Source organism: Pseudomonas sp. AC229 (assembly GCF_979254655.1).
The window spans coordinates 197,515-214,287 of the sequence record NZ_CEEDHK010000008.1; the positions used below are offsets into that span (position 1 = coordinate 197,515).

Consider the following 16,773-nt stretch of genomic DNA (forward strand, 5'->3'; position numbering starts at 1 on the left):
CGCCATGCAACCGCTTGCCGCCAGCGAACCCGGAATTCGCGTCAGCCTTGCTGAGTTGATCGAAATGCGCCACCGCATCCGCGAGGTGCAATTGTTCTCCACGCCGGCGCGACGCAGTCCGCTGGTGGGGCTGCACCATTCCAAACTGCGTGGCCGTGGCGTCGACTTCGATCAGGTGCGCGTGTATCAGCCCGGCGATGACGTGCGTACCATCGACTGGCGCGTGACGGCCCGAACCCAGGAGCCGCACACCAAGCTGTTCCATGAAGAACGCGAGCGGCCGATTTTTATTCTGGTGGAACAGAGCCAGCGCCTGTTTTTCGGTTCAGGGCTGGCGTTTAAATCGGTACTGGCCGCGCAAGCGGCGGCGCTGATTGGCTGGGCCGCGCTGGGCCACAACGACCGCGTCGGCGGCTTGGTGTTTGGCGACAACGAGCACCACGAAATCAAACCCCGGCGCAGCAAGATGAGCCTGCTGCAATTGCTCAACCGCCTGGTGCGCGCCAACCAGAACCTTAATAGTGAAATTCCCGCCGGCCGCGACACCTTTGGCCTGGCGCTGCGCCGTGCGCGCGAAGTGCTGCGCCCCGGCAGCCTGGCGGTGGTGCTGTGTGATGAGCGCGCACTGAACGACAGCGCCGAGCAGCAACTCACCCTGCTCGCTCGTCATACCGATTTGCTGCTGCTGCCGTTGTCCGACCCGCTGGACCACGCCCTGCCCGCCGCCGGCTTGTTGCAATTCACCGAGCGTGGCGCGCTGTTGGAACTCGACACCCATAACGCCGAACTGCGCGAGACCTATCACGCCCTCGGCGAAGCGCGGCAGGCGCGCTGGCAGTTGCTGGCGCAGAAACTAGGCGTGCCGCTGTTTCCGCTGTCGACGTTGAACGACCCGATTGAACAGCTGCGCGATCACTTGCAAGGGCAGCGGCCGAGGAAGAAGCAATGAATCCTCTCGACCAGTTGCAGCCTTTGATCGCCCCGCCGCCAATTTCCTGGTGGCCGCCCGCGCCGGGCTGGTGGCTGCTCGGTTTGCTGGTTCCGGTGGCGCTGTGGGGCTTGTGGCGCTTGCGCAAACGTCTGCCGCAGCGGGGCAAAAAAACCGGTACCGATGTGCCGCTCGATCCCCTTCGCCTGGCGGCGTTGCAGGAACTCGGGCAATTGAAAAAACCCTATGACGGCATCAACGCCGGGCCGTGGTTGCAGCAACTCAATTCCCTGCTCAAGCGCCTGTGCCGAAGCCATTACCCCAATAGCCAGAGCCACACCATGAGCGGCCGCGCTTGGTTGGCGTACCTCGACAACCGCTGCCCGGCCGCTGGTTTGACGCGCTGGATGATTCTGGTGGAAGGCGCGTACCGCCCCGAATGCAAACTCGACGACAAAGCGGTGGATGGCCTCTACCAAGCCGTCGATACCTGGATTCGCAAACATGTTTGAGTTCACCTGGCCCTGGCTGTTTGTGCTGCTGCCGCTGCCGTGGCTGCTGCGCCTGGTGTTGCCTGCCGCCGACAGCGGCGAGGCGGCGCTGAAGGTGAGTTTCCTGCCGGAACTCGAAGGCTTGGCTGGGCGCCGTGCGCGGGCCAACTTGCCAGCGTGGCGGCAGCAGGCGCCTTTCGCCCTGCTGTGGCTGCTGTTGTTGAGTGCGGCGGCGCGGCCGGCGTGGGTCGGCGAGCCGTTGCCGGTGTCGGCCAGTGGTCGTGATTTGCTGCTGGCGGTGGATGTGTCCGGCTCCATGGACTACGCCGACATGCAGTGGAACGGCAACGACGTCAGCCGCCTGACCTTGGTGAAAAATCTGCTCGGCGACTTTATTGAGGGCCGCAAAGGCGATCGCGTCGGGCTGATTCTGTTCGGCAGCCAGGCGTATTTGCAGGCACCGCTGACCTTCGACCGCCGCACCGTGCGCATCTGGCTCGACGAAGCCCTGATTGGCATCGCTGGCAAAAACACCGCCATTGGCGATGCGCTCGGGTTGGCCGTGAAGCGCCTGCGCCAGCGGCCGACCAATAGCCGCGTGCTGGTGTTGGTCACCGACGGCGCCAGCAATGGCGGGCAGATTGATCCGATCACGGCGGCGCGGCTGGCCGTCGAGGAAAAGGTGAAGGTGTACACCATCGGCATCGGCGCCGACCCGGAGCGCGGCGCGTTCGGCATGCTCGGTCTGAACCCTGGCCTGGACCTGGACGAACCGACGCTGCAGAAAATCGCCGACATGACCGGCGGCCAGTACTTCCGCGCTCGCGATAGCGACGAACTGACCCTGATCGAAGCCAGCCTCGACAAACTTGAGCCCGTGGCCCAGCAACCCACCATCGCCCGCCCTGCCCTTGAGCTGTACGCCTGGCCGCTGGCGGCGGCGTTCTTGTTGAGCCTGGTGCTGGTGGTCAACGCGCTGTGGCCGCACTTGTTGCAAAGCCGTTTGCAGCACGCATTGCCGGCCAGACCGAAATGGCGCCCGCGCATGAGGAAACGCTCATGATCGCGCTATGGCCTCATTGGCTGCGGCCGTTCTGGCTGCTGTTGCTGCCACTGCTGCTGTGGTTGCTGTGGCAACTCTGGCACCGCCAACGCCGCGCCGGGCGCTGGCAAATGCTGCTACCACCCGCCTTTCACGCGGTTCTGCTGAGTGGCGGTAATCGGCGGGTCAGTCGTTTGCCGTGGATCGCCCTGGGCGTGTCGTGGCTGCTGTGCTTACTGGCCCTGCTTGGCCCGAGCTGGCAACACGTGGAGCAGAGCACGCAAAAGCGCGCCGACCCACTGGTGGTGCTGCTCGACATGACGCCTTCGATGCTGGCCGGCGATGTGCAGCCCAATCGCCTGGAACACGCCAAACACAAAGTGCTCGACCTGCTGGAAGCACGTCACGACGCGCAAACCGGCATCGTGCTCTACGCCGGCAGCGCCCACACTCTGGTGCCGCTCTCGGACGACCTGGCGACCACGCGCAATCTGTTGGAATCACTGAAACCGGCGATCATGCCAGAGGCCGGCCGACGCGCTGATCTGGCGGTGGCCAAAGCCATGACGCTGCTGGAACAGGGCGCCCAAGGCAACGGTCGGCTGCTGCTGATCACCTCGGCCCTGGATGATCAGGAGCGCCAGGGCATTCGCCAAGCACTGGGCAAACAAGGCAGCCGCTTGCAGATTCTGGGCATTGGTTCAGCGCAAGGGGCGCCGATTGCGCAAGAAGGCGGCGGCTTTTTGAAAGATGCCCAAGGCAGCATTTTGCTGCCGCGTCTGGACAGCGCTGGCCTGCGTCGTTTTGCCAATGAAATGGGCGGCAACTACCTGCGCTCGCGTCTCGACGAAACCGACCTGCGCGACCTCGGCCTGCTTGCCGACACGGAAAGCCTGCGCGACAGCGAGCCCACGCAATTGGAGACCTGGGCCGATCAGGGTTATTGGCTGCTGTTGCCCCTATTGTTGTTGGCGGCCTGTGCGGGACGCCGTGGTTGGCTGTTCTGCTTGCCGTTGCTGCTGATGATGGGGCCGCGCCCCAGCTACGCCTTCGAGTTCGCCGACCTCTGGCTGCGCGCCGACCAACAAGGCGAGCGGCTGTTGCAACAACACAAGGCGGCGGAAGCGGCCGACACCTTTGCCGATCCCAAATGGCAGGGACAGGCGTTGTACCAGGCGGGCGACTATGCCGGCGCGGCCAATCGTTTCGCCACCGGCGGCAGCGCCGCCGATCACTATAATCGTGGCAATGCCCTGGCCCGCAGCGGTGAGCTGGAAGCGGCGTTGGATGCCTATGACCAAGCCCTGGAGGTGCAACCCGAGTTGCCGCAGGCGCTAAAAAACAAAGCCTTGGTCGAAGAACTGCTGCGCCAACAGAAGCAGCAGGAAAAAGAGCAGAAGCAGAAAGAACAACAGCAGAAAAAGCACAAACAGAACGGCAAAAATCAGCCGCAAAAGTCGTCTGAGCAGAACCAGAGCGGGCCGGACGCCAACACCAACGCAGACAAGACCCCGCCCTCGCCTGCGTCCTCGCCAAACAAAGCGGACGACAAAGACGCCGAGCAAAAACCGGCGCCCGACGGCCAGCAAGGCGCTCAGCAAGACCCCAACGCCAGCAAAGCCGGTCAGCAGGCGGGTGGCGAAAAAGAAGGCAAGGACGGCAAAGCCGACAAGGCGCAGCAACAACCAGGTGGCAAACCCCAGGCCGACGATGGCCAACAGCAGCATCTCGGCGCCGAGCAGCGCCAAGCCATGGAACAGTGGCTGCGGCAGATTCCCGACGACCCTGGCGAGCTGCTGCGACGCAAATTCTGGTACGAACAGCAACAGCGCCAAGAGCCTAGGAATTAGTTGATGACCCGTCTGTTTTGCGCCTTTTTGCTGTGCCTGCTGGCCCTGCAGGCCAGCGCCGCGAACTTCACCGCCTCGGTGGACCGCACTCGCCTGAGCGAAGGTGAAACCCTTGAGCTGTCGCTGGAATCGGACGACGCCACCTTGTTCGGCAAGCCAGACCTGGCGCCGCTCGATGAAGCGTTCGACGTGCTTGGCACGCGCCAGATCAACCGCCTGACCACCATCGACGGCTCCGCCCGCGCCACCACGCGCTGGATCATCACCCTGCAACCTAAAAGCGTCGGCAACGTGGTGATTCCGTCGCTCAGTCTGGGCGAGAACAAAAGCGAGCCGATCACCCTGCAAGTGATCAAAACCGAAGCCAACAGCGACGCCGAATCGGTGGCGCCGGTGTTTATCGACGCCAGCCTCGACCAGGACACCGTGTACGTGCAGGCGCAAACCATCCTCACGTTGCGTATTTACCACTCGGTGTCGCTGTACGACGACAGCGCGCTCACGCCGCTGCAAATCCCGGACGCACGCATCGAATCGCTGGGCGACCCGCGCACGTATGAGAAAGAAATAAACGGCGTACGGCATGGCGTGATCGAGTTGCGCTACGCCATCTACCCGCAACACAGCGGCGAGCTGGACATTCCATCGTTGGTGTTTAGTGCCACGGTGGCGGACCGCACTCAGAACAACAGCACGTACCAGCCATTCGGGCCGCGCCCGGGGCGGTTGATGCGCGTGAAGTCGCCGGTGATTCCCTTGCAGGTTAAAGCCAAGCCAGCTGAATACCCCGTCGACGCGCCGTGGCTGCCCGCGCGCGCCGTGGTACTGAGCGAAGCGTGGACGCCGGAGCCAGACAAAGCCCAGGTTGGCGACTCGCTGACCCGCAGCCTCACCTTGAAAGTCGACGGCCTTTCCAGCGCTCAGCTACCGCCGTTGCCGGCCACGTCGGTGACCGGTTTGCGCCGTTACCCGGACCAGCCGCAACTGAGCAACAGCACCAATGAACGCGGCCTGATCGGCAGCCGCGAAGAACGCGAAGCCCTGGTGCCGAACCGCAGCGGGCGCATCGAACTGCCAGCGGTGGACCTGGTGTGGTGGAACACCAAGGAAGATCGCCTGGAACACACCAGCGTGCCGGCGCGCGCGCTGATGGTCGCCAACAACCCGACCATGGACGTGGAAGCACCGGTGAACACCGACGCCGTGTTGCCGCTGATGGAAGGCCCGGCGCTGTGGCCGTGGCAACTGGCGACGCTGATTCTGAGCCTCACCACCCTGCTCGGCTTTGGTCTGTGGTGGCGTGCGCGCCGCCAGCCTGCGGTGTCACGCACCGCGCAGACCGGGCCGAGCCCGCGCAGCTTGCTCGACGACCTCAAACGCGCGTGCCTGGCCAACGACTCCCAAGCCACCCGCCAGGCGCTGGACGCCTGGGCGCGGCAACAACCGGAAACCCTCGCCGACATGGCCGCGCGGTTTGTGCCATTGAGTGAAAGCCTGGATGGATTGAACGGCGCGTTGTACAGCGAGAGCGGCCAATATTGGCAGGGTGAACAGCTGTGGAAAGCCATCCGCGCCCTCCCCGCCGCCGAAGCTCCGGCCGACGCGCAGGAAACGAGTCCGTTGCCGCCGTTGTATCCGCGGTGATTGGGGGTTGCAGGAATCGCGGCTGAAGCCGCTCCTACAGGTGCCTCCATTCTTTGTGGCTGGCTCGAACCCCTGTGGGAGCGCGGTAGGCCTGGGAAAGAGCGGTTCGGAGTAAACCAGTCAATCACCGCGCCTGGATCCCTGCGTGCGCGGGGATGACGGTGGTTTGGTTGGATCTGTCGTCTATCACGTGACCCGATAAAGACACCGTCATTCCCGCGTAGGCGGCGGTCCGACGATTCGGAATCCAGAATTTCGAGGCGAACACCCATTTACGTCCCAAATGGGCCGGCCTTGCGTACAAAAATCCCCCACTCCTTCAAATCCTAAACTGCTTAACCAACGTCCCCAACCGATCCCCCAATTCCGCCAGACTCCTTGCAGTCTGCGCGCTCTGCTGGGTTTCATCGGCTACCTGATCCACCGCCCCAGCAATCTGGTGAACGCTGCGGTTGATCTCTTCGGCCACAGCAGTCTGCTCTTCCGCCGCGCTGGCGATTTGCGCGTTCATGGCGTTGATGGTGGCGATCAGTTCGGCAATGGCATCCAGCGAGGCACCAGCCTGGTTGGCTTGCTGGCTGGTGACGTCGCCCGCTTCGCTGGAGCGGCGCATGGCGGTCACGGCGTCTTCGGTGCCTTTTTGCAGGCGGTCGATCATGCCTTGAATTTCCTGGGTGCTCTGCTGCGTGCGGCTGGCCAGGGCGCGCACTTCATCGGCGACCACGGCGAACCCACGTCCGGCTTCACCGGCACGGGCGGCTTCAATCGCAGCGTTGAGCGCGAGCAAGTTGGTCTGCTCGGCAATTGAGCGGATCACGCCGAGTACGCTGACAATCGATTGCACGTCTTGCTGCAAGCTGTCGAGCGAGGTGCCGCTGCTGCGGATATCGCCGACCAGCGCATGAATGCGGCTGATGCTGCCGTCGACCACTTTCTTCGCGGCCTGCCCTTCCTGGTCGGTTTGTTGCGCCGCCGATGCCGCGCCTTGCGCGCTCTGCGCCACTTGGTGCGCGGCCGCCGACATCTCGTTAATGGCAGTGGCCACTTGGTCGGTTTCATGACGCTGGTTGGCCATGGCTTTATCGGCGCGCTGAGTTTGCGCGGACACCTCGCTCACCAGCGTGGTCAGTTGCCCGGTCATTTCCACGATCTGCCGCACCAGGCCGTGAATCTTGGCGACAAAGGCGTTGAACGAGCCGGCCAGTTCGCCGAGTTCGTCTTTGCTGTTCACCGGCAGGCGCTTGGTCAAGTCGCCATCGCCGGCGGCAATGTCGTCGAGGTTGTTTTTGATTTGCTGCAACGGGCGCAAGAAGGCATTGCCCAGGGCCAAACCGGCGATGCCGAAAATCACCAGCAGCACCAGGGCAATGACCACGATGCTGGTGACGATGGTGCTGATGCGCGCCGAAATCGAGGCCTGCACTTTGGCGACGTCCGCTTCCACGCCGTCCAGGTTAATGGCGGTACCGAGGGCCATGTCCCACTTGGGCAAGTAGATGTTGTAGGCCAACTTGGGCACCAACACTTTGTCGTTGGTGGGCAGCGGCGAGGCGTACCGCAGGTAATTCGTGCCGTTCTTGCCGACGTTGTACAGCTCGCGGTTTACGTAAACGCCGTTGGGGTCTTTGCGGTCAGCCAGCACTTTGCCGACGTCCAGCGGGTTGTCGCCACGGAACAGCCGCACGATGTTGGCGTCATGTCCGAAGAAGTAGCCGTCTTTGCCGTACTTGATTTTCGAAAGAATTTTGATCGCTTCGGCCCGGCTATCCATATCGCCCTGAGCCGCGCCGTCGTAAAGGCTTTGCACCGAGCCGAGGGCAATTTGCATGTAGCTCTGCAGTTCTTGTTGGCGCTCGGCAATCAGGCGTTCACGGGTTTCTTTGACTTCGCCGTCGGCCAGGCTTAGCAGCACTTGCGTGGCCGCGCCGCTGAGTACCAATGCAAACAGCAGCACCGGCACCAAGGCCAACAGCATCACTTTTGTCTTTAAACGCATGATTACTCCTTTAACTGCGCACCGTCAGGAAACGGCAATAACGAGTTATCGGCGATTCTGATTACGGCTGTAGGTGGTTTCGTAAATTCATTTCAGACTAAGTCGGCACTTTCCTCCGACTTTTTTCGGTCATTCCCCTCAAACATTTTGTGCAGTGCCGATAAAAGCGTCGGACCCGTCACAAATATCCGTTCAATATTTCAATCGGTCGCGTGCATAATTCCCGCCGCTCGACCATAACGGCTATTCGTGCGTTGTCTGTAATCACCGTTTGTTTTAAGCCTTACATGAGAATTACCCATGCTCAGTCGCCTCTCCATCCAGTGGAAAATCACCTCGCTTGCCGGTCTATGTCTGTTGGTGATCGTTACCCTTCTGGTCGGCACGTCGCTGTATCAGTCGAAAAACACGGCGAATGTGGTTAAGGCGTCGAGCACGGCCATGCTCGAAGAGGCGGCGCAAAAGCGCATGGCGGCGCGGGGGGAAACGCAGTCGCTACGGATTCAGCGTTATTTCATGGACGCCTATCAGTACGGCAACGGCTTTACCCGCCAGGTGAACATGCTGTTGGCTCAGGCCAAGGCGCACAGCATTGAAGCCGGCGCCGTGCGTACCGATTTGTCTGAGCAGATGCACACCGCGTTGCAAGGCAACAGCAATTTGTTGGGCCTGTACGTGGTGTTTCTGCCTAACGCGCTGGACGGCCAGGACGCTCAGTTTGTCGACCAGGAAGCTCAAGGCAGCAACGATATCGGCCGCTTCGCGCAGTACTGGTCGCAGTCTAAAAGTGGTGACTTGTCGCCCGAAGCGATGAAAGAAGAATTGTTCAACGACACCAGCGTAATGAGCAATGGCACGCCCTATAACTCGTGGCTGACCTGCCCATTGCAGGGCAAAAAAGCTTGCGTGCTCGACCCGTATATCGACGAGGTCGACAAGGTGCAAACGCTGATGACCAGCATCGCTTTCCCGGTGGAAGTCGACGGCAAGGTCATTGGCGTCGTCGGGCTCGACATCAGCCTGGCGAGCCTGCAAGACATCAGCGTGAAGGCCAATAAAGAGCTGTACAACGGCGAGGGCCACGTCAGCATTATCAGCCCGCTGGGACTGTTCGCCGGCCACAGCCGCGACGCGAGCATGTTGGGCAAACCCTTGAACGCCGCGTTCGGCGAGCATGGCAATGAACTCAGCCGCCTGACTGCCAGCGCCCAACCCCAGGTGCTCCATGAAGGCGAGATGCTGCAAGTGCTCGAACCGTTGCAGCCGATTCCCGAATCGAAACCCTGGAGCGTGCTGATCGAAGTGCCTCAGCAGGTGCTTACCGTGCCGGCCAAAAAACTTGAAGCCGAACTCGACAGCCGTGGCAAAACCGACAGCAGTCTGTCGCTGGGCATCGGTTTACTGGCCGTGATTCTTGGCTTGCTACTCATGTGGCTGACGGCGCGTGGCGTGACTCGGCCGATCCTCAATGTGGCCGCCATGCTGCAAAACATCGCCACCGGCGAAGGCGATCTGACCCGCCGCCTCGACTACGCCAAGCGCGACGAATTGGGCGAACTGGCCGGCTGGTTCAATCGCTTCCTCGACAAGTTGCAGCCCATTATCGCTGACGTGAAAAGCTCGGTGCAGGACGCGCGCGGCACGGCGGATCAATCCTCGTCCATTGCCCGTCAGACCAGTTCCGGCATGCAGCAGCAGTTCCGTGAAGTGGACCAGGTTGCTACCGCTTTCCAGGAAATGAGCGCCACCGCGCAAGACGTCGCCCACAACGCCGCCCAGGCTGCCGAGGCCGCACGCAGTGCCGACGACGCCACCCGCGAAGGGCTGGGCGTGATCGACCAGACCACCAGTGCTATCGAGTTGCTGGCCAATGAAATGAACGTGGCCATGGAAGAAGTCGAAGGCCTGGCCAGCAGCAGCCAGCAAATTGGCTCGGTGCTGGAGGTGATTCGCTCGATTGCCGAACAGACCAACCTGCTCGCCCTCAACGCTGCCATTGAGGCGGCCCGCGCGGGCGAGTCGGGTCGCGGTTTCGCCGTGGTGGCCGATGAGGTGCGAAGCCTGGCCAAGCGCACGCAAGACTCGGTAGAAGAAATTCGCAAAGTGATCGAAGGCCTGCAAAACGGTACCCGCGAAGTGGTCAGCAGCATGGGCAGCAGCCATCGCCAGGCGCAGGCCAGCGTGCAGCAAGTGGAGCGCGCCGTGAGTGCGTTGCAGCGCATCAGCCAGGCGGTGGGTGTGATCACCGACATGAACCTGCAGATCGCCAGCGCCGCCGAAGAACAAAGCTCGGTGGCCGAAGAGATCAACCGCAACGTGGCCTCGATTCGCGACGTCACCGAATCGATCTCGGCGCAAGCTGATGAATCGGCGCAGGTGAGCCAGTCGTTGAATCGCTTGGCTAACCATCAGCAGGCGCTGATGGATCAGTTCCGCGTCTAAATGCGTTTTGTAGGAGCCAGGTTGCTGGCGAACCCTGTGAACACAAAGCTGAAATCACCTGTTCCAGAGTTCGCGACAGAGGTCGCTCCTACAGGGCTGCGCTTCATGGCGCGATCCAATCGCCGCGATGACGCCTTGGCCCTTGCCGCTCTGACTGCGCCCCGCTAGCCTGCGCGTTCTCTTTCGCCAAGGATTTGCAGATGCTCAATTACACCATCGTCGCCGGCTCCAGCCGCAACAACAGCCAGTCCGCCAAGGTCGCGCATTTTCTTCAGCAGCGTTTGATCGAGCTGAACCTGACCAGCGCCGAGCACAGCTCGGTGATCGACCTGGGCACCGGTGCCCTGCCCCTGTGGCCTGCCGAAGATACCGGCCCATGGGCGCAATACGCCGAGCAGCTGAAAGCGGCCGACGCGGTGATCGTGGTGGTGCCGGAGTGGAACGGCATGGCCTGCCCGGCGATCAAGAATTTCTTTATCTACACCAGCAAGGCCGAACTGGCACATAAGCCGGGGCTGTTGGTGGGCGTTTCGGCGGCCGTGGGCGGGCCTTATGTAATCAGCGAAATGCGCGCGTCGAGCTACAAGAACTGCCGCTTGAATTACTTGCCGGAACACATTTTGGTTCGCCATTGCGGCGGCGTGCTGAATGGGCCAGAAGCGGCTGGCGAAGATGATCAACGCCTGCGGGCGCGCATTGATTATGCGTTGGATATTTTGGCCAAGTACGGCGAGGCGCTGAAGCCGGTGCGAGCGGCGATTGATATGAGCAATCCGGGGTTTGCTAACGGGATGTGATTGGCCTGGAAGCGCATCGCGGCTGACCGGAGCGCGGAACCGGGCGTGGCTTCAGGTTCGTGCCCGCCGCAACATTCTGGATCCCCGCGTGCGCGAGGATGACGCGCATTCAAAACCTCCGTCATCCTCGCGCGGGGACGGCGGGCATCTTGGGCAAACCTCCGTCATCCGCGCGCAGGGACGGCGGGGATTTTGGGAAAAACCTCCGTCATCCTCGCGCACGCGGGGATCCAGAGTTTTGGATGAGACGAATATTTGTGCTCACCACAAAATTCTGGATCCCGAATCGTCGGACCGCCGCCTGCGCGGGGATGACGGGAGGCTTGGGCGAAACCTTCGTCATCCTGGCGCGGGGACGGCGGGCATCTTGCGCAACATCACCGAAAAACATCGCGGCTAAAGCCGCTCCCACAGACGGCAAACAACCTGCTCCGGTTAGCCGCGGTTCCTGAAAAGGCATCACGCCCCAGGCACAAAAACGCCCACCCGCAGCCCCCCCAGCGGGCTGTCCAGCATCTCGATGCGCCCACCCCACGCTTCGACAATATCGCGCACGATGCCCAATCCCAGCCCGTGCCCTTGCACTTGTTCATCCAGCCGGGTGCCCCGTTCCAGTACTTCCACGCGGCGCACGTGTTCTATGCCCGGTCCGTCATCGTCGACCCACAGGTGGTACCCGCCCGCCTCTTCTTGAACGGTCAGGCTTACGGCCGAGTCGGCCCATTTGCAGGCGTTGTCGAGCAAGTTGCCGAGCACTTCGAGCAGGTCTTCACGGTCCAGCGGCAAACGTAAACCCGGTGCGGCGTTCCAGGTCAGTTCGAGACCTCGGTTGTGAATCATGCCAAGGGTGCTGAACAGCCCCGGCAGCTCCTCGTCGCACACGAATTGCGCGCCGGGCAAGGCTTCGCCGGCCAAACGCGCCCGGCCCAGTTCACGGCTTAGGCGCTGTTCGATTTGTTGCAGTTGTTCGCGCAGGGTGGCCTGGAGGGTGGGATGGGCTTTCAATTCGTCGCGCTCGGCCAGGCTGATCAGCACAGCCAGCGGCGTTTTTAACGCGTGACCGAGATTACCCAAGGCATTGCGCGAGCGCAGCAGGTGGTCCTCGGTGTGGGCCAGCAGGTGGTTGATTTGTGTCACCAGCGGTTCCAGTTCCAGCGGCACTTCGCTGTCCAGCGCAGTGCGTTGGCCCTGTTGCAGTTGCTGCAATTGCTGACGCACGCGTTCCAGTGGACGCAAGGCGTTGCGCACGGTCAGGCGTTGCAGCAGCAGAATAATCAGCAGCGCGCCGGCGCCGACCGCCAGGCCAACGTATTGCACGCGACGAAAGCTGGCGAGTACGGGACTGTAGTCTTGCGCCACGGTGATGGACATGTGCTGGCCGTAGCGGCGGTAGTCGGCGCGGTAGGTCAGCAACAGTTGTTCATTCGGGCCGTCGGCCAGATCGGTTTGCAGACCCGGCTGGGTGGCTGGCGTCAGCTCAAAATCCCACAGCGAGCGGGAGCGCCACGGGGCCGGCGTGCCGTCGGCGAAGTCGATGCGAAAATAGCGCCCGGAAAACGGTTGCTGGTAGGTGGCCTGCACACGCTGGTCGCTGAGCTGCAAACCGCTCGGCCCGCGCACAGTGGCGATCAGCAAACTCTCGGCCTGCTGGCGTAAGCCGTCTTCCAGATAACGCCGCAGGCCAAGGTCCAGCAACCAAATGCTGGTTTGCGCCAGCACCAGGCCAACCACCAGCAACACACTGACCAGGCCGACACTCAGCCGGCGCTGAATCGACTTCACGCGCCCAACCCGGCGAAGCGATAGCCCTGGCCGCGTCGGGTTTCGATCACTTCACGGCCCAGCTTGCGGCGCAGGTGGTTGACGTGCACTTCCAGCACGTTGGAGTCGCGCTCGGTTTCGCCGTCGTACAGGTGTTCGGCCAGGTGGGTTTTGGACAGCAGTTGCTGCGGGTGCAGCATGAAATAACGCAGCAGGCGGAATTCGGCGGCGGTGAGTTGAATGTCATCACCATTGAGGTTTACGCACTGGCGCGTTTCGTCCAGTTGCAAGCCGGCGGCTTCCAGGTGCGGCTGATTCGCCAACCCTTTAGAGCGGCGCAGCAAGGCCTGAATGCGCAGTTGCAGTTCTTCGGGGTGGAAAGGTTTGGTCAGGTAGTCATCGGCGCCGGCTTTGAGGCCGTCGATGCGTTCGGCCCAGGAACCGCGTGCGGTCAGAATCAGTACCGGCGTTGCCAGCCCGCCGGCTCGCCATTCGCGAAGTACGTCGAGGCCCGGTTTGCCGGGCAGGCCGAGGTCGAGAATGATCAAGTCGTACGGTTCGGTGGCGCCCTGGTGCGCGGCGTCGCGCCCGTCGGCCAGCCAATCCACGGCGTAGCCTTGGGCACCCAGACTGACGAGCAATTCGTCCGCCAACGGCACGTGGTCTTCCACCAACAACAAACGCATCAGTCGTCTTCCTTGTCCTTGAGAATGCGCCCGTCGCGCACATCGATTTCCAACTCGCGAACTACGCCGTCGGTGGTCAGTAACTCAATTTCGTAAACCAACACGTCATCCTCTTCCTCCAGTTCAGCCTCTAACAACTTCGCCCCGGGGTGACGCTCGAGGGCGGGTTTTAGCAGCTGTTCCAAAGGCGGGATGCGGCCTTCCTGCCGAAGGCGCAGCACCTCGTCCTGGTCCAGGTCACGGGCGTGCACGGCGACGCTCAGGGTGAGCACGGCCAGGACCAGGGCGACGATGCCGCAGTAACGCATCAGCCATTTGCTAACGGGTTTGCTCATTACTTGTCTTGATGGTCTTTCAGGATCTGGCCGTTGGTAGCGTCAAGCTCCAGATCCCACTCCAGGCCCTGAGCGTCACGCAGTTCAACCTGGTAGATGTAGCGGCCGTGTTCTTCTTCCAACTCGGTGCCCTTCACAGTGGCGCCAGGGTGTTTGGCCAGGGCCGCTTCGTTAAGTTTCTCGAACGACTGAACGGTGCCGGCATCACGCAGTTTCATGGCTTCGTCCGGGCCCAGGTCACGGGCTTGAGCCATACCGGCGGTGGCAGTCAGGGCAGCAACAGCAAACAGGGCAGTGAACTTATTCATGGGGTTAGTCCTTTTCTTCAGTTAGTCATGTGTTTCGACGGGATCACCTTATCGTCCGCCGCTTAACTGAAGCTTAAATTCCTTAAGGTTGAGAAAACGTGGCCGCTCAGGGCTTGGAGGCAATGGCTTTGGCCAGCGCGGCTTGCAGCTCGGGGTCGTCCGGCTTGGTCATGCTGGAAAAGCTCGCCACCACGTTGCCCTGGCGGTCGACCACGTATTTGTAGAAGTTCCAGCGCGGCGCACTGCTCTGCGCGGCCAGCTCTTTGAATAGGGGAATGGCTTGCTCGCCGCGCACGTGCTGCGGCTCGACCATGGCGAACGTCACGCCGTAATTGACGTAGCAAACCTTGGCGGTTTCAGCGAGGTCGGCGTCTTCCTGATTGAAGTCATCGGAGGGCACGCCGAGCACTTCCAGGCCTTGTTCTTTGTGGCTTTTGTACAGCGCTTCAAGGCCTTTGAATTGCGGCGCGAAACCGCAATGGCTGGCGGTGTTGACCACCAGTAACGGCTTGCCGGCGAACTGCTCGCAGAGGTTGAGTTGTTCTTTGTTTTTGTCGCGCAGCTTGGGCAGTTCGCCTTGCAGCAATGGCGGGCAACTGGCCGCCAGCACCGGCAGCGAGAACAGCGACAAAACGAGGGCAGGTAGAACGATGCGACGCAGGCTCATGGTGGTGGCGCTCAAGGGTCGATGGCAGTGCAGCCACGCTACCCGTCAAGCGCCGGGCCGTCAAAGGCAACTGCCCATGCCCAATTGCAACAACGCCAGGCCGCCGCGTTGCCAACCCCACCACGCCAGCGCGAGCAAACCCGCAGCCACGACAATGCTCAGTGCTACGCCAAGTGAACGGCTCATGCCGGACTCATGCGCAGACGTTCCACCGGTTGCTCGCGCACCGGCCAATTGAGCGCGGCGGCCACCAGGCTAAGGGCAATGGAGATTTTCCAAACCATGTCGTAGCTGCCCGTGCGGTCATACAGAAAGCCGCCCATCCAGCCGCCGAGGAACGCGCCCAGTTGATGGAACAAGAACACGATGCCGCCAAGCATCGACAGGTTGCGCACGCCAAACAGCGTGGCCACGGTGCCGTTGGTAAGCGGCACGGTCGAGAGCCACAAAATGCCCATCAGCACGCCAAAGGTGTAAGCGGTAAACAGGGTGACCGGCACGCTGATAAACCACACCAGCACCACGGCACGCGCCAGGTACAAACCCACCAGCAGGCGCGGTTTGGACATCCGCCCGCCCAGCCAGCCGGCGAAGTAGGTGCCGAAAATATTGAACAGGCCCACCAGTGCCAACACCGTGGTGCCGACGGCGGCGGGCAAATGCTGATCCACCAGATAGGCCGGCAAATGCACGCCGATAAACACCACCTGAAACCCGCAGACGAAAAAGCCCAACGCCAGCAGCCAGAAACCTTTATGGGCCGCCGCTTCACGCAGCGCTGCGCCAAGGGTTTGGTCGTGGCCCGACACCGGCAGCGGTTTGTCTTTAAGCATGGCCACCAGCGGCACGATCAGCGCGGCCAGGGCACCGAGGGCGACCAGGGCCAGCGACCAGCCCAGCCAACTGAGCAAGCCCAACGTGCCGGGCAACATGGCGAACTGACCGAACGAGCCGGCGGCCGCCGCGATGCCCATGGCCATGCTGCGTTTCTCCGCCGGCACTGCGCGGCCTACCACGCCGAGCACCACCGAGAACGTGGTGCCCGACAGCCCCAACCCGATCAGCAAGCCGGCGCTCAGCGACAGCGACCACACCGAGTCCGCCGAGGCCATCAGCACTAAACCCAGGGCATACAGAATGCCGCCAACCACCATCACCCGCGCCGCGCCGTAGCGGTCAGCCAAGGCGCCAGCGAACGGTTGCGACAAGCCCCACAGCAGGTTTTGCAGGGCGATGGCGAAGGCAAATACCTCGCGGCCCCAGCCAAACTCGGCGCTCATCGGCGCCAGAAACAGGCCGAAGCCATGGCGGATGCCCATCGACAGCGCAAGGATCAGCGCCGCCCCCAAAAGCACCCACGTGGTTGCACGCCTCGCTGTCATCGCCCTGCTCCGCTGCACTGCATTAATCGATGGTTTCCAGGTCGTCCAGCAACAGCCAGAGCGCCTCACGTTTTTCTGCACCGAGGCGCAGCGCCACTTGCGCTTGCGCGTCTTTCCAAGCCTGTGCGGCCTGCTCGAAACGGCGGGCGCCCTGCGCCGACAACTGCACCTGGCGGCTGCGCAAATCACTGCCCTCGCCCATATGCACCAAGCCTTCGCCTTCCAACACCTTGAGGTTGCGGCCCAGGGTGCTGCGGTCCAGGCCCATGGCCTCAGCCAACTCGGAAATGCTCGGCTGCTCAAGCCGCTGGAGGTGGCTGAGCAGCGAATATTGGGCGACGTTAAGGCCGAGCGGCTGTAGCGCGTCGTCATACAGACGGCTGACGCTGCGGGCGGCTCGGCGCAGTTTGGTGCACAGGCAATGGGTGGTTAGCATGGATGCGT

At 62.2% G+C, this 16,773-nt stretch carries 16 protein-coding genes and 2 pseudogenes; 8 read left to right on the top strand and 10 right to left on the bottom strand.

The window, feature by feature from the left end; all coding sequences use genetic code 11:
* Nucleotides 1-4 precede the first annotated feature (4 nt).
* Genes AC0IW7_RS13430 through AC0IW7_RS13450 form a run of 5 tightly spaced genes read left to right on the top strand, consistent with a single transcriptional unit; the run spans nt 5 to nt 5,955 of the window.
* Nucleotides 5-949 carry a DUF58 domain-containing protein gene (locus AC0IW7_RS13430; protein WP_471818613.1) on the top strand — a complete coding sequence of 315 codons (945 nt, stop codon included), beginning with the start codon at nt 5-7 and terminating at the stop codon, nt 947-949.
* Nucleotides 946-1,440 carry a DUF4381 domain-containing protein gene (locus AC0IW7_RS13435; protein ID WP_471818615.1) on the top strand — a complete coding sequence of 165 codons (495 nt, stop codon included), beginning with the start codon at nt 946-948 and terminating at the stop codon, nt 1,438-1,440. The genes AC0IW7_RS13430 and AC0IW7_RS13435 overlap by 4 nt, the downstream gene beginning before the upstream one ends.
* A complete protein-coding gene (locus AC0IW7_RS13440; RefSeq protein ID WP_471818617.1) occupies nt 1,433-2,482 on the top strand; it encodes a vWA domain-containing protein in 1,050 nt (349 codons plus the stop codon). Before AC0IW7_RS13435 ends, AC0IW7_RS13440 begins: the two co-directional genes overlap by 8 nt.
* Nucleotides 2,479-4,311 (top strand): VWA domain-containing protein, encoded by a 1,833-nt coding sequence (locus AC0IW7_RS13445; protein ID WP_471818619.1) that lies wholly within the window; start codon nt 2,479-2,481, stop codon nt 4,309-4,311. Before AC0IW7_RS13440 ends, AC0IW7_RS13445 begins: the two co-directional genes overlap by 4 nt.
* A 3-nt stretch (nt 4,312-4,314) precedes the next feature.
* On the top strand, nt 4,315-5,955 hold the full coding sequence (locus AC0IW7_RS13450) for a BatD family protein (protein WP_471818620.1): 1,641 nt from the start codon (nt 4,315-4,317) through the stop codon (nt 5,953-5,955).
* Between the two features lie 319 nt (nt 5,956-6,274).
* On the opposite strand, the gene AC0IW7_RS13455 is transcribed toward AC0IW7_RS13450, so the two are convergent.
* Together AC0IW7_RS13455 and AC0IW7_RS13460 are read right to left on the bottom strand one after the other, a co-directional pair.
* Nucleotides 6,275-7,096, bottom strand: a complete 822-nt coding sequence (locus AC0IW7_RS13455) for a methyl-accepting chemotaxis protein (protein ID WP_463384697.1) — start codon at nt 7,094-7,096, stop codon at nt 6,275-6,277.
* A 36-nt stretch (nt 7,097-7,132) separates the two neighbouring features.
* Nucleotides 7,133-7,951, bottom strand: a pseudogene (locus tag AC0IW7_RS13460) (cache domain-containing protein); the annotation flags it as partial.
* Nucleotides 7,952-8,581: 630 nt separating this feature from the next.
* Here AC0IW7_RS13460 and AC0IW7_RS13465 point away from each other — a divergent pair.
* The 3 genes and pseudogenes from AC0IW7_RS13465 to AC0IW7_RS13475 all read left to right on the top strand — a co-directional run.
* A pseudogene (locus AC0IW7_RS13465) lies at nt 8,582-9,535 on the top strand (PDC sensor domain-containing protein); the annotation flags it as partial.
* 102 nt (nt 9,536-9,637) lie between these two features.
* Nucleotides 9,638-10,393 carry a methyl-accepting chemotaxis protein gene (locus AC0IW7_RS13470; RefSeq protein ID WP_471818706.1) on the top strand — a complete coding sequence of 252 codons (756 nt, stop codon included), beginning with the start codon at nt 9,638-9,640 and terminating at the stop codon, nt 10,391-10,393.
* A 200-nt stretch (nt 10,394-10,593) separates the two neighbouring features.
* Nucleotides 10,594-11,190, top strand: coding sequence for an NADPH-dependent FMN reductase (locus AC0IW7_RS13475; RefSeq protein ID WP_471818622.1), 597 nt, complete (start codon nt 10,594-10,596; stop codon nt 11,188-11,190).
* Nucleotides 11,191-11,649: 459 nt separating this feature from the next.
* On the opposite strand, the gene AC0IW7_RS13480 is transcribed toward AC0IW7_RS13475, so the two are convergent.
* The 8 genes from AC0IW7_RS13480 to AC0IW7_RS13515 all read right to left on the bottom strand — a co-directional run bounded on the left by AC0IW7_RS13480 (nt 11,650) and on the right by AC0IW7_RS13515 (nt 16,765).
* A complete protein-coding gene (locus tag AC0IW7_RS13480) occupies nt 11,650-12,972 on the bottom strand; it encodes an ATP-binding protein (RefSeq protein WP_471818624.1) in 1,323 nt (440 codons plus the stop codon).
* On the bottom strand, nt 12,969-13,637 hold the full coding sequence (locus AC0IW7_RS13485) for a response regulator transcription factor (protein ID WP_463549697.1): 669 nt from the start codon (nt 13,635-13,637) through the stop codon (nt 12,969-12,971). Before AC0IW7_RS13485 ends, AC0IW7_RS13480 begins: the two co-directional genes overlap by 4 nt.
* Entirely contained in the window at nt 13,637-13,972 is a 336-nt protein-coding gene (locus tag AC0IW7_RS13490; RefSeq protein ID WP_241000607.1) for a PepSY domain-containing protein, read from the bottom strand. Before AC0IW7_RS13490 ends, AC0IW7_RS13485 begins: the two co-directional genes overlap by 1 nt.
* Nucleotides 13,972-14,280, bottom strand: a complete 309-nt coding sequence (locus AC0IW7_RS13495) for a PepSY domain-containing protein (RefSeq protein ID WP_122496016.1) — start codon at nt 14,278-14,280, stop codon at nt 13,972-13,974. Before AC0IW7_RS13495 ends, AC0IW7_RS13490 begins: the two co-directional genes overlap by 1 nt.
* 106 nt (nt 14,281-14,386) lie before the next feature.
* Nucleotides 14,387-14,947 carry a glutathione peroxidase gene (locus tag AC0IW7_RS13500; protein WP_471818627.1) on the bottom strand — a complete coding sequence of 187 codons (561 nt, stop codon included), beginning with the start codon at nt 14,945-14,947 and terminating at the stop codon, nt 14,387-14,389.
* A 60-nt stretch (nt 14,948-15,007) separates the two neighbouring features.
* Complete coding sequence (locus AC0IW7_RS13505) at nt 15,008-15,133, bottom strand: hypothetical protein (protein ID WP_471818628.1); 126 nt, start codon at nt 15,131-15,133, stop codon at nt 15,008-15,010.
* Nucleotides 15,130-16,329 carry an MFS transporter gene (locus tag AC0IW7_RS13510; RefSeq protein WP_471818629.1) on the bottom strand — a complete coding sequence of 400 codons (1,200 nt, stop codon included), beginning with the start codon at nt 16,327-16,329 and terminating at the stop codon, nt 15,130-15,132. The genes AC0IW7_RS13505 and AC0IW7_RS13510 overlap by 4 nt, the downstream gene beginning before the upstream one ends.
* A gap of 22 nt (nt 16,330-16,351) precedes the next feature.
* Nucleotides 16,352-16,765: a MarR family winged helix-turn-helix transcriptional regulator gene (locus AC0IW7_RS13515; RefSeq protein ID WP_471818630.1), complete on the bottom strand. Its 414-nt coding sequence runs from the start codon at nt 16,763-16,765 to the stop codon at nt 16,352-16,354.
* Nucleotides 16,766-16,773 lie beyond the last annotated feature (8 nt).